The sequence below is a fragment of the Aeromonas sp. MTB genome (assembly GCF_056632455.1).
Genome location: NZ_CP147026.1, coordinates 771,780 through 786,754, shown reverse-complemented (window position 1 = coordinate 786,754; position 14,975 = coordinate 771,780). Strand labels below are relative to the sequence as shown.

Annotated in this window: 13 protein-coding genes; 4 read left to right on the top strand and 9 right to left on the bottom strand. The window is 61.6% G+C overall.

Features of this window, described 5'->3' with window-relative positions:
* Nucleotides 1–80: 80 nt before the first annotated feature.
* Nucleotides 81–1,598, bottom strand: a complete 1,518-nt coding sequence (gene putP, locus WBR25_RS03775; protein ID WP_005354514.1) for a sodium/proline symporter PutP — start codon at nt 1,596–1,598, stop codon at nt 81–83.
* 326 nt (nt 1,599–1,924) lie between these two features.
* Here putP and WBR25_RS03770 point away from each other — a divergent pair, with 326 nt between their 5' ends.
* Nucleotides 1,925–2,818 (top strand): VirK/YbjX family protein, encoded by an 894-nt coding sequence (locus tag WBR25_RS03770; protein ID WP_042059106.1) that lies wholly within the window; start codon nt 1,925–1,927, stop codon nt 2,816–2,818.
* A 69-nt stretch (nt 2,819–2,887) separates the two neighbouring features.
* On the opposite strand, the gene WBR25_RS03765 is transcribed toward WBR25_RS03770, so the two are convergent.
* The 8 genes from WBR25_RS03765 to WBR25_RS03730 form a co-directional block, all read right to left on the bottom strand.
* On the bottom strand, nt 2,888–3,814 hold the full coding sequence (locus WBR25_RS03765) for a L,D-transpeptidase family protein (protein WP_167574124.1): 927 nt from the start codon (nt 3,812–3,814) through the stop codon (nt 2,888–2,890).
* Between the two features lie 187 nt (nt 3,815–4,001).
* Nucleotides 4,002–5,243: a mechanosensitive ion channel family protein gene (locus WBR25_RS03760; RefSeq protein WP_213388028.1), complete on the bottom strand. Its 1,242-nt coding sequence runs from the start codon at nt 5,241–5,243 to the stop codon at nt 4,002–4,004.
* A 143-nt stretch (nt 5,244–5,386) separates the two neighbouring features.
* Complete coding sequence (locus tag WBR25_RS03755) at nt 5,387–6,586, bottom strand: acetate kinase (protein WP_005354534.1); 1,200 nt, start codon at nt 6,584–6,586, stop codon at nt 5,387–5,389.
* 273 nt (nt 6,587–6,859) lie between these two features.
* On the bottom strand, nt 6,860–7,330 hold the full coding sequence (locus tag WBR25_RS03750; RefSeq protein ID WP_040068361.1) for a NanQ anomerase/TabA/YiaL family protein: 471 nt from the start codon (nt 7,328–7,330) through the stop codon (nt 6,860–6,862).
* A 314-nt stretch (nt 7,331–7,644) separates the two neighbouring features.
* A complete protein-coding gene (locus WBR25_RS03745; RefSeq protein ID WP_139432270.1) occupies nt 7,645–8,751 on the bottom strand; it encodes a 1-acyl-sn-glycerol-3-phosphate acyltransferase in 1,107 nt (368 codons plus the stop codon).
* 130 nt (nt 8,752–8,881) lie between these two features.
* Entirely contained in the window at nt 8,882–9,580 is a 699-nt protein-coding gene (locus tag WBR25_RS03740; protein ID WP_042084525.1) for an aspartate/glutamate racemase family protein, read from the bottom strand.
* Nucleotides 9,581–9,706: 126 nt separating this feature from the next.
* Entirely contained in the window at nt 9,707–10,297 is a 591-nt protein-coding gene (locus WBR25_RS03735; protein WP_040068358.1) for a LysE family translocator, read from the bottom strand.
* A 125-nt stretch (nt 10,298–10,422) separates the two neighbouring features.
* A complete protein-coding gene (locus WBR25_RS03730) occupies nt 10,423–11,019 on the bottom strand; it encodes a LysE family translocator (protein ID WP_005335536.1) in 597 nt (198 codons plus the stop codon).
* A 116-nt stretch (nt 11,020–11,135) separates the two neighbouring features.
* Here WBR25_RS03730 and WBR25_RS03725 point away from each other — a divergent pair, with 116 nt between their 5' ends.
* From WBR25_RS03725 to WBR25_RS03715, 3 genes are all read left to right on the top strand, one after another.
* On the top strand, nt 11,136–12,512 hold the full coding sequence (locus WBR25_RS03725; protein ID WP_479749426.1) for an aminotransferase-like domain-containing protein: 1,377 nt from the start codon (nt 11,136–11,138) through the stop codon (nt 12,510–12,512).
* A gap of 54 nt (nt 12,513–12,566) precedes the next feature.
* On the top strand, nt 12,567–13,034 hold the full coding sequence (locus WBR25_RS03720; RefSeq protein ID WP_479749425.1) for a hypothetical protein: 468 nt from the start codon (nt 12,567–12,569) through the stop codon (nt 13,032–13,034).
* A gap of 168 nt (nt 13,035–13,202) precedes the next feature.
* Entirely contained in the window at nt 13,203–14,864 is a 1,662-nt protein-coding gene (locus tag WBR25_RS03715) for a response regulator (protein ID WP_479749424.1), read from the top strand.
* Nucleotides 14,865–14,975 lie beyond the last annotated feature (111 nt).

Genomic DNA, 14,975 nt, shown 5'->3' with positions numbered 1-14,975 from the left:
GCCAAACCGGTGCAAGGATGGCCAACCAGGGCGCTCCTTGTCCGGGGGCGGGGCTCTCAATCAGAAAGCGGTAAGGGGGATCAGTTCACCGCGACCGGCTCTCCCGCGCTCTCGGCCGGGGTGTTGTACTCCTCCTCGGCATCGCGGAAACGCTCCAGCATCGCTTTTGAGGGCGCTTCGCCCAGCAGACTGCCCACCACGATGGCCAGCAGCGCAAACAGGAAGCCCGGGATGATCTCATACAGCCCCAGCCAGCCGAACTGCTTCCAGACGATGACGGTGATGGCACCGACCAGCATGCCGGCCAGCGCGCCGTTGCGGGTCATCCGCGGCCACAGCACGGAGAGCAGCACCACGGGGCCAAAGGCGGCACCGAAACCGGCCCAGGCGTAGCTCACCAGCCCCAGCACCCGGTTTTCCGGATTCATGGCGACGGCGATGGCAATCACCGCGATCAGCAGCACCATCAGGCGACCCACCCACACCAGCTCACGCTGAGAGGCGTTCTTGCGCAGGAAGGGCTTGTAGAGATCCTCCGTGATGGCGCTGGAGCAGACCAGTAATTGACAACTTAGAGTGCTCATCACCGCCGCCAGAATGGCGGAGAGCAGTACACCGGCGATCCAGGGGTTGAACAGGATCTTGGAGAGCTCGATAAAGACCCGCTCCGGGTTGCCGGTCACCCCAGCCGCCACTTCCGGGAAGCGGGCGAAGTAGGCCAGCCCGAAGAAGCCGATGGCCACCGCGCCTGCGAGGCAGAACACCATCCAGGTCATGCTGATGCGACGGGCATTGGCCATGGAGTGGTGGGAATCCGCCGCCATGAAGCGGGCCAGAATGTGGGGCTGGCCGAAGTAACCAAGGCCCCAGGCCATCAGCGAGACAATGGCGATCACATCCAGATTCTTGAACATGTCGAGGTTGGTGGCGCTCTTGGCGGCCACCTCGATCATGGCGCTGTCCACCCCGCCGACGGCGATGATGACGAAGACCGGGGTCAGGATCAGGGCGAAGATCATCAGGGTCGCCTGCACCGTGTCGGTCCAGCTCACCGCGAGGAAGCCGCCGAAGAAGGTGTAGGTGATGGTGGCGGCGGCACCGACCCAGAGGGCGGTGTTGTAATCCATGCCGAAGGTGCTCTCAAACAGACGAGCACCGGCCACCACGCCGGAGGCGCAATAGATGGTGAAGAAGAGCAGGATCACCAGCGCCGAGAGAATGCGCAGCACCTTGCTGTGATCTTCAAAGCGGTAGGTGAAATAGTCCGGCAGGGTCAGGGCGTTGCGGTTCTTCTCGGTATGTACCCGCAGGCGGCCCGCTACCCAGCGCCAGTTGAGGTAGGCACCGATGACCAGACCGATAGCGATCCAGCTCTCGGAGATGCCGCTGACAAAGACGGCGCCGGGCAGGCCCATCAGCAACCAGCCGCTCATGTCGGAGGCGCCGGCAGAGAGAGCGGTCACCCAGCTCCCCATCCGGCGACCGCCCAGAATGTAGTCATCAAAGTTGCGGGTGGCGCGATAGGCGACGAAGCCGATCAACACCATTCCGAGGATATACACCAGGAAGGTGATTAACATGGGTGTGCTAGCTGTCATGCAAAACTCCGTTTTGTGTCATTTTCTGCCCGCTCTGGTGACGGGCTCATCCCTAAAAAACCGGCCTAGCTTAATCAGCCGTTCGCGCCAGCTCAACCACTTTTAACAAACACAAAACACAATAAAAACCTTTGCGCATCAAATCATCTGCCGCATCAAGAGGATGGCGCCAGATTTCCTGCCGTGGCCGTGACGGTCACCTCGCAGCGCCCGCCGCTACTGAGCGTTATGTTTTCACATTTTGTTACTATCCATTTTTTTACAAGCCGGCGCCCCGCTCCTACACTCCCCGCCCTGTCTCATCACACCAGTCAGAGGTCGGCACCATGTCATCTCATCTGTCACACCTGCGCACCCTCGCCCGCCGCCTTCATCCGGTGGAGGAGTCGGGTCATCTCATCCGACGGGCCAAGTATGTGGGGCGTCTCTGGCTCAATCCCGGCGCCCGCGCCCTCTATCGCCAGCAGCAGGAGCAGCCGCTGCTGGCGCAGGCGATCAGCCGCTTCCCCGATATTCTGGAAAAGCCAATCCACCCCTATCGCCACAAGGGGCTCCGCAAGCGCCTGCGAGCCGGGCTTATCAGCGGCCACTACCAGCAGCTGGCACGTCAGCTGCCCAAAGCGCAACAACTGGCAATCTACAGCGGGCGCGGCCTGCTGCTGGCACAGTGGCAGAGCGACAAGCTGACGGCCCCCCTCACCCTGCAACTGGATTACCAAACCCACATGGGCAAAGAGGGGGAGATGAGCCTGACCCTCAAGCTTGGTGACGCGGCGCTCTATTACATGGCCCTCAATCTGCGCCCCGCGCCGAACCCGACCCTCGAAATCTGCTCGCTGCAGGGCGGCAAGGGGCAGAGCGAGGAGATCAAGCTGGTCACCAAGGCGTGCGGCGGGCTGCGCCCCATGTCCCTGCTGGTCTATATGGCCGCCGAGCTGGCCCGGGGGCTGGCGTGCAAGAGCCTGCTCGGGATCCGTACCCAAAGCCACGTCTATCAGAGCAGCAAGCGCACCGCCGATCGGGTCAAGTTCGATCTCGACGGCTTGTGGCAGGAGCATCAGGGCTGCGTGCAAGATGAACTCTGGATGAGCCTGCCGCTGGAAGTGCCCCGCAAGACGCTGGAGGAGATCCCCTCCCGCAAGCGGGCCAGCTACAAGGCGCGCTATCAGCTGCTCGATCAGCTCGGCAGCGAGCTGCAGACAAATCTGCTGCGAAGCTGAGTCAGCGCAGCAGAAACGAAAAGGGCGAACAGCATGCTGTTCGCCCTTTGTCGTGACGGGGATTTGCCGTTAGCGGTTGATCGCCATCGGCATGCCGTTGCGCTGCTCCAGCGCCTGCTTCACCAGTTGGGAGTCGCTGTCGGCGTGGGCAATGAAGCGGGTCACCGCCGGAGTCATCGGCAGCGGTGCCGGCAGCTTGGAGTTGAACTCCTCTTCGCTGCGCGACAGCGGCTGATGCACTTCCAGATAGCGGACACCGTTGGGCTCGAGAGAGACCTTGATCGGCTGGTTGACGAACTGGACGCGAGTACCGACCGGTACCTGCTTGAACAGATAGGCGATGTCATCGTTGCGCAGGCGCACACAGCCGTGGCTCACCCGCAGGCCGATGCCGAAGTTGGCGTTGGTACCGTGGATGGCGTACATCTTGCCGATGTAGAGGGCAAACAGACCCATGGGGTTGTCCGGGCCGGCTGGCCATACCGCAGGCAGGCTCTCGCCACGGGCGGCATATTCGGCATGCATCTTGGCGGTTGGGGTCCAGGTCGGGCCCGCTTTCTTGCGCTGCACGCTGGTCACCCAGTTTTCCGGGGTGTCGGTGCCGAGCTGGCCGATGCCGATGGGCAGCACTTCCACCACTTTTTTACCCTTGGGGTAGTAGTAGAGGCGCATCTCGGCCACGTTCAGCACGATCCCTTCACGGGGTGCATCCGGCAGGATCAGCTGCTGGGGGATCACCAGCTTCTCGCCGGTCTGTACCAGCAGGGGATCCGCATCCGGGTTGGCTTCGGTCATGTTGGTGAGCCCCAGCTGGAATTTGGCCGCAATGGCCTCCAGCGGCTGGCCGTTCTCTTCGGCCGGAACCACATATTCCAGATTTTCCCCTACCAGACGGCTGTTGGCCGCAGGCAGAGCATATTCAACAGCGAAAACCGGCGCAGCGGTCAGCAGCAGGCTGTAGCAGAGTGTTGCCACACTATTGCGAAGGAGCTTCATAACTTTCCCATGATGATGACTTGAAGTGACGTCTCTGGGCTGGCAGCTGATCAAGAGGGGATCAGGGGCGCGAAGAGAAGGCCGCCATTTTTCTCCTCTGCACGGCAAATTTCAACTGACAAGTGGCGACGGGTCGATGATTAATATGCGGTTTTTTCCGCGTCCTCGACCCGCCCCATTTCCCTGTTTATCCCCGTTGCCAGGCACGCATATCGTAACCTGTGGGAGATTGATGCAACCGCAGATGAAATTGCTCAATGATGGCGAATATATGGTCGAAAATATCGGCCTGGATCCCTTCGTAATCGGCCCATGCGGTGGTCGCGGTAAAGCAGTAAATTTCCAGCGGCAGACCGTCTGACGTGGGTGCCAGCTGGCGCACCATCAGGGTCATGTCCTTGCGAATGCCGGGGTGGGCGCGCAGGTAGGCATCCAGATAGGCGCGCAGGGTGCCGAGGTTGGTGAGGTGACGACCATTGATGGGGCAGCTCAGGGCATCGCTCAGCTGCTGGTTGTAAGCGCTCAGCTCCTGCTCCTTGCGACTGAGATAGGGTGCCAGCAGCTGCGCCTGCTTGAGCTGCAACTGCTCATCGGCCGTCAGAAAGCGCACACTGGTCATGTCGATATTGACGCTGCGCTTGATGCGGCGGCCGCCCGACTCGGTCATCCCCTGCCAGTTCTTGAAAGAGTCGGAGATCAGGGCATAGGTGGGAATGGTGGTGATGGTCTTGTCCCAGTTCGACACCTTGACCGTGGTGAGGCCGATGTCGGTCACCTCGCCATCGGCGCCGTACTTGTCCATCTGCAGCCAGTCACCGACGCTCAGCATCCGGTTGGCGGAGAGCTGGATCCCCGCCACCAGCCCGAGGATAGGGTCCTTGAATACCAGCATCAGCACTGCGGTCATGGCACCCAGACCGCTGAACAGGAACAGCGGCGACTTGCCGAGCAGCAGGGCGATCATCAGGATGCCCACCAGAATGCTGCCTACCAGCTTGGCCCCCTGGAAGATGCCGCGCAGGGGCAAATCCCGACCAAGGCGGGTGTAACGGCTCACCGACAAAACGCAGTCGAGCAGGGCGAAGAAAGCCAGCAGCAGGAACAGCAAGATCCAGAGCTGGGCCACCATCTCGATAAGTTTGAGACTATCCGATTGACGGGGCAGCCAGATCTCCGCCTGACCAAGCAGCACGGCCCCTTGCAGCACAAAGGCGAGCCGGTTGAAGAGGCGCTGTTGCAGCTGGGGCGGCAGCCATACCTGCTTGGCCTTGCCGAGGATCCCCACCAGCCGGACCAGCAGCACCCGGTGCAGCGCCATATGCAGCAGCAACGAGGTGATGACGATAAAGCCCAGCGCGATCACCAGCGCCATCAGGCTGGTCACTTCCACCCCAAGGCCCGACAACCAGTTAAAAAACGCCTCTTTCATTGCTCTCTCCCGAACCGGGCAGCCCGCAGGCTGCAAAAACAGTGGTGGTCAGGGTACCGCTCCCCTCCCCCATGTCAAATCGGCGTACGCCAGAAATGACAACGCCCGGCACAGGCCGGGCGTTGTTTCAAAGCGAGGCTGACTTAGCAGACCAGGCTCAGGGCATCGCGAGCGATGACCAGCTCTTCGTTGGTCGGGATCACCATGGCGCAACGGCTGTCGGCGGTGGTGATGCGACCTTCGCCACCCAGTACCGCGGCGTTGTTGGCCTCTTTGTCCACCTTGAAGCCGAACAGAGCCAGACGGTTCAGCACCATCTCGCGCACCATCGCGGCGTTCTCACCGATACCACCGGTGAAGACCACGGCGTCCAGACGACCGTCCATCGCAGCGGCATAGGCGCCGACATACTTGGCCACACGGTAGGTGAAGACATCCAGCGCACGCTTGGCACCGGCGTCGGTGGCGTAGTTGGTGGTGACATAGCGGCAGTCGCTGCTCGCTTCTGTCATCCCCAGCAGACCGGACTCACGGGTCAGAGTGTGGTTGATCTGCTCCACGCTGTAACCGAGCTGGTCGTGCATGAAGAAGACCACGGCCGGATCGATATCACCGGAGCGGGTACCCATCGCCAGACCTTCCAGCGGAGTCAGCCCCATGGAGGTGTCAACGGATTCGCCGTTCTTGATGGCGCAGACAGAGGCACCGTTACCCAGGTGGCAGTTGATGATGTTCAGTTCATTCAACGGCTTGCCCAGCTCTTTCGCGGCTTCTTCCGCGATGTAGCGGTGAGAAGTACCGTGGGCACCGTAACGACGGATACCGTGTTCGCGGTAGAGCTTGTGCGGCAGCGCATAGAGGTAGGCCTCTTGCGGCAGAGTCTGGTGGAAAGCGGTGTCGAAGACGGCCACGTTCTTCTCGGACAGCTGCGGGAACACTTTCAGCGCGGCGCGAATACCGATGAGGTGCGCCGGGTTGTGCAGCGGGGCGAACGGAATGGCGGCTTCGATACCGGCGATCACGCCATCATCAATACGCACGGAACGGGAGAACTGCTCGCCACCGTGTACGATTCGGTGACCGATGGCCACCAGTTGCTCGGCAAGAGTCGGATCCTGCGGCAGGATGTGACCCACGATATGGTCGAGGGCCTCCTGGTGAGCGGCACCCGCTCCCAGCATGGCTTCGCCCTTGACCCCGTGGAGTTTCCATTTGATACGTGCATCATCCAGATTGAAGCATTCGGCCAGGCCGGACAGCATGTCCTCACCTGTTTCGGCGTCCATTACGGCAAATTTCAGGGAAGAGCTACCGCAGTTAAGGATCAATACCAACTTGCTCATTTTCTACATCTTCCTGTGCTTCGGCTTTATGCCGACAGTGTCGTGTCATCCAAAAGAGGATGGGATTCCCCTGCCGGGGGCTTATGGTCGCAGGAGGGTGCGTCCAATTTTTCAATTCTTGCTCTTGAAAGAGTCATCGCAACCTGTGGTGCGTATCACTGGTTTCAATTCTTGCTCTTGAAAGAGTGATCGCAACTTGTGGTGCGTATCACTGGTTTCAATGCTTGCGAGCCTCAACGCATCAGCAGCATAGGGCTCGCCTCATGGGAGTGCTCAGGCGATAGCCAGCAGATCCTTGTGTACCTTGACCACCAGCTTCTTCACCTTGGCGGGCTGGTTGAAGGTACAGAGCGGGCGGTGCAGCTCGCCCGGCCAGAAGATGGCGAAATCGCCCGGTTGCAGCGCCAGGTAGCTGGTCTGCTCGTCATCGACAAACCAGAGGTCGGGATGGGGATGGTCGGCGCCGTCGCTCACGTAGTCGTGGGGGCCCACACCTATCCACTCTTCACCGCGCAGTAGCAACTGGATATCGAGATACTGCTGATGGAATTCGCCACGGCGATCCGCGGCTGGCTCGGTCAGATCCTCGCTCACCAGACAGAACAGATTGAGGCCATCGATCTCGGTCTTGCCGAGCGGAGCGTTACCCCAGTGCGCCACGCTCTTCACCACCTCGGCCATAATGCGGGCCAGCGGGGCGGGCAGCGGCGTTCGCTGCAGGGTGTTCAGGCTACCGGTGATCATGGCGTCTGTTTCCTGTTAGGTATATCTGGGCGGCATCTTTGCCAGCCAATGAAAAAGGACCTGTGACAGGTCCTTCAATAATGCCGTCTGCAATCCGTGCAAACCGGTTTAGAGCTTTTGCTCATGTTCAGCTATATGGGCACTGTTACACACTCGTCAGCACCTTGCCAAGAGACATAATCCCATTTTCATAGTGATCGTACCAGCTGAAACCATATTATTCACCACCCTTTCCCCCTCGACTTTGACCAGACGCAAAAACGGGCGCATCAGCGCCCGTTTTTTTCGCAAAACCGTTTAACAACCGGTTTCATTCAAGCCTTTTGGGCATTTTCCACCGGTTTGGCGTACATGGCTCGCCAGATCGCCTTGTGCTCTTCCGGCACCTCTGACTGACGGGTCAGGAAGGCCGCCTGTTCGATGGTGTTGGCCTTGCCGGAGACATCGGCCGCCAGATAGTTGCTGGGGAAGAGGTGGTAGCTGCTCCAGATCGCCTTGTCGATCAGCGCGGCCAGTTCGTCCGGATCGCTGAATCCCTCGGTGATCGGCGCGCCGAAGGAGACGTGTACCCGCCCCTTCATGCCGACGATACCGGCGACGATACTCTCGATATCCTCGAACTCGCCCTTCTCGTAGCTGCCGTTGACCGACTTCTCGTAGAGCTCGCGCGCCTTCGCCTTGTCGGTCGGGTCCAGCTCGTAGCTGATGCTGACCGGCACGATATTGAGGCTGCGCATATAGTCGACGAAGTCGATCTTCTGCTTCTTGCCATCGACATAGAACATCTTGAGGATGGCCGGATCTGTCTTGTCATCGCCGTTCTTGGCGCGCCCTTCCTTCTGGGCAATCCAGATGGAGTGACCTTCGTGAACCGAATTGCCAATATAGGCAGACAGCTCGCCGAGCGCCTTCATCATCTCCCGCGGCCCCTTGGCGGAGCGTTTGACGATAAAGCTCTTGTTGAGCTTCATCAGCTCGGTGGCACAGGGTTTTCGCAGCAGGTTGTCACCGATGGCGATGCGCACGGTATCGAAACCGTGGGTGTGCAGCCCCCAGTTGACGAACGCCGGGTCCATTGCGATGTCTCTGTGGTTGGAGACAAACAGATAGCCCTGCTCTTTCTTCAGATGCTCGATCCCGGAGAAGGTCACCCCCTTGGTAGAGGTGGCGATCATGCGGGACATGTACCGGGTGACCCCCATCTGGACCTGATGCACTGTGGTCACTTTTGACCATTTGCGGCGCAGGAACAGGCGGATCAGCGGGCGGATGGCCCAACCCAGCCAGCTCATCAGGGAACCGAAACGATACTTGGCGATGGCGCCGATAAATTCATCATCCTGGATCAGCCGTTCGATGGCTGCCGGCACTTCTTCATCGCGGTAGGGGCGAATATCCGCGAATCTATCTACTTCAGTCACAATGTCAGCCTTGCATGCTAGGAAACCGCAGCCAACCCGCGTTGGCCGGGGAAAATTCAGGGCGCAATTTTACACGCTTTTATGGCAAGGGGTATGAGACAAGCATGAATAGTGAGATCTGACCAGTTTATTAATCGGATGCCAGTGCCAGCGCGACCGCCGCTTCGGCATGGATGGCAGTGGTATCGTAGAGCGGCACTGCCGCCCGGGCATCCCCCACCAGCAGGGCAATCTCGGTACAGCCGAGGATCACCGCCTCGGCACCCGCGGCCGCCAGCCCCTCGATAATGGCCAGATACTCGGCCCGCGATGATTCGCGGATCTCCCCCAGACAGAGCTCGTCATAGATGATCCTGTGTACCCGCTCCCGCCCAGCCTCATCGGGTACCAGCACCGCCAACCCGAAGCGCTCCTGCAAGCGCCCCTTGTAAAAATCCTGCTCCATGGTGAAGCGGGTGCCGAGCAGGCCGACCCGGGTTATCCCGTCAGCCCGCAATTTGGCCGCGGTGGCATCGGCGATATGGAGCAGCGGGATATCGATAGCCGCCTCAATCTCGGGCGCCACCTTGTGCATGGTGTTGGTGCCGATCAGCAAGAAATCGGCGCCGCCATCCTGCAACTTGCGCGCCTCCGCCGCCAGCAGGCGGGCGGTAGCGGGCCAGTCACCGGCATGCTGCAACCGCTCGATACCGGCAAAATCGACGCTATTGAGCAGCACCCGCGCCGAGTGCAAACCGCCGAGCTGTGCGCGCACCCCGCGGTTGAGCGCCTGATAGTAACTGACGGTGGACTCCCAGCTCATGCCACCCAGCAGACCGATACATTTCATATGAACTCCTTTCATCCCAAGGGAGGGCAGAACCACGCCACCTTGCAGGCAAGGCCACGCGGACGAGATAAAAAAGGCCCCGCAGGGCCAACAAGACAGCCGGTAAAGGCCCGGGTTAACCCCGGGCTAAATCCAGATCATCCCGACACAGGCGGCCGTCGCCAGCCCCATGCCGAGATTGAAACGCCGCCAGCCTCGGGCGGTGCGAATGATTTGCCGCACCTGGGCACCAAAAAGCACCCAGAACGCCCCGGTATAGAGGCCGGTAATAAAGAAGATCACCAGCACCCAGAGCGCGGAGGGCCAGTAAGCCTCCCCCGCTAGGGTGAAACCGCTGATGGCGGAGAGCGCCATCATCCATGCCTTGGGATTGAGCAGTTGCAGCATGGCCCCCTGATGAGCGGGAATAAGCGGCCGGTTGCCCTCGGCCGGGCCGCTGGCGGTCGCCACCTTCCACGCCAGCCAGAGCAGATACGCCGAGCCGATAATCTTGAGGCCATCGTGCAGCAGCGGCACCTTCTCGAACACCACGCCAAGCCCCAGCGCGGTGGCGAGGATCATCAGATTGATCCCCCCCACCACCCCCACCAGCAGAGGAATCGTGCGGCGAAACCCCTGCGCCGCCCCGGCGCTGGTGAGCAACATATTGTTGGGCCCCGGCGTGCCGCAGGTAACCAGGGCAAACCCCGCCAGGGGCAGTAACCAGTTCAGATCCATCTCAACCTCTTGTCGATGCCACGCCCCCGTTATGGGGAAAGCCTTCTAATATGCAGAGCCAACCCCGTGGCGACAAGTCAGAAATGCCTCTTTCTCGGCCACCTCCCCTATCAGCGCAACACGACTCAATACCAGAGCATCACCACGCAGAGCGCCGTCAGCAGACCGAGGGAGCCGTTGAGTCGCCGCCAGCCCCGATCCGAGCTGATCCAGTTGCTCAGCTGATGGCCGAACAGTACCCAGACAAAGCAGACCGGCAGGGCCACCAGCACAAACATGACCATCACCGCCAGCTGACTCGACCAGTAACTGGCGCCGGGCAGGCTGAACAGACTGATGGCGGAGATCCCCATCATCCACGCCTTGGGATTGAGGAACTGAAAGCCCAGCCCCTCCAGCATGGTCAGCGGACGTGCCCTCCGGGCCGGATCCCCCGGCGCCCCGGCCACCGCGATACGCCACGCCAGCCACAGCAGATAGAGGCTGCCGAAGATCTGCAAACCGAGGCGTAATAAAGGCCAGCGCTCGAACAGCGGATAAAGCCCCAGCGCCAGCACCAGTTGCAGCACCGGCTGCCCCAATCCGACCCCAAGCAGATGTGGCAGGGTGCGACGCACCCCGAAGTTGGCACCGGAGGCCGTCAACATCAGGTTGTTGGGCCCCGGCGTACCGCAGGTGAGTACGGCAAAACCGAACAGGGTGACATACCACTCCATCGTCATATTGTGACTCCTTGCTTGCCACATTGTATCGATACAATGTGTGCTATTTGGTTGTTATCAGGTTGAAATTCACGCTATATTGACAGCAAATTTTGATCAATGGATTTATTGTCACCATGACAATCTGGACGCCCGACCTTACGGCCTTCGATGGCCCCCTCTACCTCAAGCTGGTCAAAGCGATCGAACAGGGGATCGTGAATGGCGAGCTGCCACCGCAGACCCGATTGCCTACCCACCGATCCCTGGCGGATCGTCTGGGTGTCACCGTCGGCACCGTCACCCGCGCCTACAGCGAGGCGGAGCGGCGTGGCCTGCTGGCCGCCCGGGTGGGACACGGCACCTGGGTCAAGGGAGCGAACACGGATCCCGCCAATGAGTGGGTGATCCGCCAGGAGGAGGGGCACCGCATCGAGCTGTGGCAGAACCTGCCGGTGCAGCTGGATCGGGCGGCCATCATTCGCCCCATGCTGGGGGAAGTGGCGGACGGGGATCTCAACGCCCTGCTCGGCTACGACAAGGAGGCGGGACGACCGGATCAGCGCCAGCAGTTCGTCAACTGGCTGGCGGAGCAAGGGGTGGCCTGCAGTGAGGATCGCCTGCTGTTCAGCCACGGCGCCCAGCACGGCATCATGCTGGCGCTGCTGGCGACCAATTGCGTGGGGGAGACCATCCTGTGCGAGGGGCTGAGCTACCCTGGCATGCTGGGCAACGCTCGCCAACTGAAGAATCAGGTGGTGGGACTGGCGATGGACGAGGAGGGGCTGCTGCCCGAGGCGCTGGACGCCGCCTGCCGCACCCGCCGGGCCAAGCTGCTCTACCTCACCCCGACCCTGCAAAACCCCACCACCGCCATCATGAGTCTGGCGCGGCGGGAGGCCATCGTCGCCATCGCCCGTAGCCACGATCTGCTGATCATCGAGGATGACGTCAACGGCCTGCTGCCCCAGCAACCTGTGATCCCTCTGGTCAATCTGGCGCCGGAGCGGGTCATCTATCTGGGCAGTCTGGCCAAGATCGCTTGCGGCGGCCTGCGGGTCGGCTTCGTGCTCACGCCTCCAGCCCTGCGCAGCGCCTTCGCCCAGACCATGCGGCTGTCGAGCTGGATGGTGAGCCCGCTGCTGATCGAGCTCGCCTGCAAAATGGTCAGTCAGCGCCAGATCATGCCGCTGGTCGAGCAGCAGCGGGAGATCCTCAAACGCCGTGGCGAACTGCTGCGCCACCTGCTGCCTGCCGCCCGCTGGCAGCCGGGCAGCATGCACGCCTGGCTGCCGCTGCCTGAGCCCTGGCGCAGCCAGCAGTTTGCCGCCGCCGCCGACGCCCTTGACGTTGGCGTGGCGAGCGGGGAACACTTCGCCGCCGGTCAGTTTGCCGCTCCGCAAGGGGTGCGCCTGAGCCTGAGCCAACCCGCCACCGACGCCCGGGTCGGCGAAGGGCTGGCCCGTCTGGCCCAACTGCTGCAGGGGACGCCCCCCAGCAATCCCCTGCTATAGTCAGGGCCAGCCGACCTGACCTTCACGCTTCATCGTCATTGCCAAGGAGATGCCGTGCCCCCCATCAGAGCCGCCCTGCTGCTTGCCACCCTGTTGCTGGGTGGCTGCGCCTCGTCAACGACCCACCAACAGCTGGGGGCCGCGCTCAATGGACTGGAAGGGGAGTTGCAACGACTGGAAGAGGAGCTGGCGGCGATGAACGGCCTGCACTATCAAAAGGCGATCGATGCCCCGCTCAGTTTGCGCCGCGCACTCGGGGCGCCGCAGCCCACCCCAGAGGGGCTGGTGCCGGTGACCAGCAAGCTGGAAGATGGGCCACTCCTTCGCTATCAATACCGACTGCCAGCGGGGATGGCGAGCCTGCCCCAGGACAACCTCTGCCAGCGCTACGAGTTCGAGCTGCGCCATCTGGGCCGCCTCGGCAAACTGGAATTAAGCTGGCTGGGGGAACAGGGCAAGGGGTCGCGGCTGATCCGCCAGAGCGACTGCCCCTTCGGGACGGAGGTCCGCCCTCGGCAATAACAGGTTGCCGCCCTGAGAGGTGGCATAACCGATTGAAATAACAGCCCATAGTGCGTCCTCCAGCACCCTGCTGGCTACTGTCAGCTTTTCACTCAGCGAGTGCTGTGCCTATGTTCCTCTTGGGTCTACCATAATCAACCTAATGGTTTGCTCACAGGAAGTACCTGCATGACGATACTGCTGCTCGAAGAGGATCCCCTGCTCCGTAGCGCCATCACCCGGGAACTGACCGAACAGGGGGTGCCCGCCGACCGGATCCACTACCACAGCCATCCAAACCACGAGCGCAGTGGCCTGCTGACGCTGCTGCAACAGCAAACCTTCGACGCCATCATCTGTCAGCAGGACAAGCAGCAGGATCTTGACGGAGCCCGGCTGCTGCACGAAGCGCACTATCTCGGCCTGCTGCAACCCGGTTGCGTATTGCTGCTGCTCGATGCAGATCAGAGCGAGCAGGAGTTTCTCCCCTCGGATCTCTACTTCTCCCTCTATCTGCCCCTCCCCTTCATGACCCAGCAGCTCACCGCGGTGCTCGGCCAGCTGGTGAAGTTAAGCAACCTGACCCGTACGCTGGCCGCCCCCATTCTGCTGCGGGAGTGGCAACTGGCTACCGCCCTCTGTGAAGACCTGCTGTTTCAACGGGAGAATCGCTCGCTGACCCCCTGGCTGGATCGACTCAAGGGCTACCTGCTGCTGCAATCAGCCGAGCGGATCACGGCCGCCCAGCACTATGCCCTCTGTGCCAACGAGTATCAGGCGAGCTGGCCAAGGGCCGGGCTCTTCTACGCCATGCTGGGGCTCGGCAAATTGCAGAGCGCCCGGACCGACTTGCAGCGCCATCAGGCCAGTGTCTCGATGGCCACCCGGCTGGAGCTGCAACTCGCCAGCCAGCTGCATCAGCATCACTGGCTGGCGGCATGGGAGACCATGGGAGAGCTGCTGCAGATCCGCCCCCATCAGCCACGCTGGCATCAACTGGCGATGTTGCTCGGGCTGGTGCTGCAAGATGAGGAGAAGGTGCTGGAGCAGGCCAACAGCCTGACCCTGCGCCACTTCAGCGAGCAGCGCATCCGGCTCGCCATCGACAGCTTCATGCTCAATGCCAGTCTGGCGGTGCTGTGGCACGCCCCCTCCAGCAACCGGATCCGCTCCCTGCAACAGGAGTGGGAGCACCTCAAGCGCACCGTCCACCTGCAACCCCACGAATATGAGCTGCTGCAGGCGTTGATGCTGGGGCTGGATTACCGCTTCGACGAGGCGCTGATCCTGATTGCCCACCACCAGCCGGATGAGGGGAGCGACAACCACCTCACCCTGCTGCTCGGCTTTGCGGTCAGCCAGTTCTGCGGTTTGCCCCACCACGCCCAGCGCTACCTGATCCAGCTGACCCAATACCGCGTCAGGGTTGCGCCCCACCCGCTCACCCGCCAGCTGTTCCACCATCTGGTGGCCGAGCTGGGCCAGCGCCTGACGGCGAGAGAACAACGGCTGAGCGAACTGCGCCAGCTGCGCCACAAGGCGATGCAGGCCAGCCAATATCAGACAGCCCTGCAAGCGGGCTTGCAGCTGCTGGAGGAGTTCCCCGCCCTGCCGGGCGATGCCTGGCAACTACTGGAGCTGCTGCAACACTGCTGGCCTGCGGGTATGGCCGCCCCCAGGGTGGCACTGCTGGTCGATACCCTGGAGCGGCGCCTCAAGCACAGCCCCGCGTTTCTCGATCAACATGCCCAGCAGTACCAGCGCACCCTGCAAGAGATCCGCACCCATCTGCAGCCGCACCTCTCCGGCTGCGGCCCCTCCTGTCTTGTCGCAGGGCAGCCCGAGCCATGATGATGCAGGCAGCGTGCAAACCGGCATTGTCGGCAAAGCCAATATAGAGAGAGGGGAGCCTTGGCTCCCCTCTCTCTATTTGTTCTCTGTCAGCTGATGGTGCTTAGTGCC

Excerpts from the sequence above, each read along its gene's own strand:
- putP (WP_005354514.1), bottom strand. The coding sequence starts at position 1,598 with ATGACAGCTAGCACACCCATGTTAATCACCTTCCTGGTGTATATCCTC.
- WBR25_RS03770 (WP_042059106.1), top strand. The coding sequence starts at position 1,925 with ATGTCATCTCATCTGTCACACCTGCGCACCCTCGCCCGCCGCCTTCAT.
- WBR25_RS03765 (WP_167574124.1), bottom strand. The coding sequence starts at position 3,814 with ATGAAGCTCCTTCGCAATAGTGTGGCAACACTCTGCTACAGCCTGCTG.
- WBR25_RS03760 (WP_213388028.1), bottom strand. The coding sequence starts at position 5,243 with ATGAAAGAGGCGTTTTTTAACTGGTTGTCGGGCCTTGGGGTGGAAGTG.
- WBR25_RS03755 (WP_005354534.1), bottom strand. The coding sequence starts at position 6,586 with ATGAGCAAGTTGGTATTGATCCTTAACTGCGGTAGCTCTTCCCTGAAA.
- WBR25_RS03750 (WP_040068361.1), bottom strand. The coding sequence starts at position 7,330 with ATGATCACCGGTAGCCTGAACACCCTGCAGCGAACGCCGCTGCCCGCC.
- WBR25_RS03740 (WP_042084525.1), bottom strand. The coding sequence starts at position 9,580 with ATGAAATGTATCGGTCTGCTGGGTGGCATGAGCTGGGAGTCCACCGTC.
- WBR25_RS03735 (WP_040068358.1), bottom strand. The coding sequence starts at position 10,297 with ATGGATCTGAACTGGTTACTGCCCCTGGCGGGGTTTGCCCTGGTTACC.
- WBR25_RS03730 (WP_005335536.1), bottom strand. The coding sequence starts at position 11,019 with ATGACGATGGAGTGGTATGTCACCCTGTTCGGTTTTGCCGTACTCACC.
- WBR25_RS03725 (WP_479749426.1), top strand. The coding sequence starts at position 11,136 with ATGACAATCTGGACGCCCGACCTTACGGCCTTCGATGGCCCCCTCTAC.
- WBR25_RS03715 (WP_479749424.1), top strand. The coding sequence starts at position 13,203 with ATGACGATACTGCTGCTCGAAGAGGATCCCCTGCTCCGTAGCGCCATC.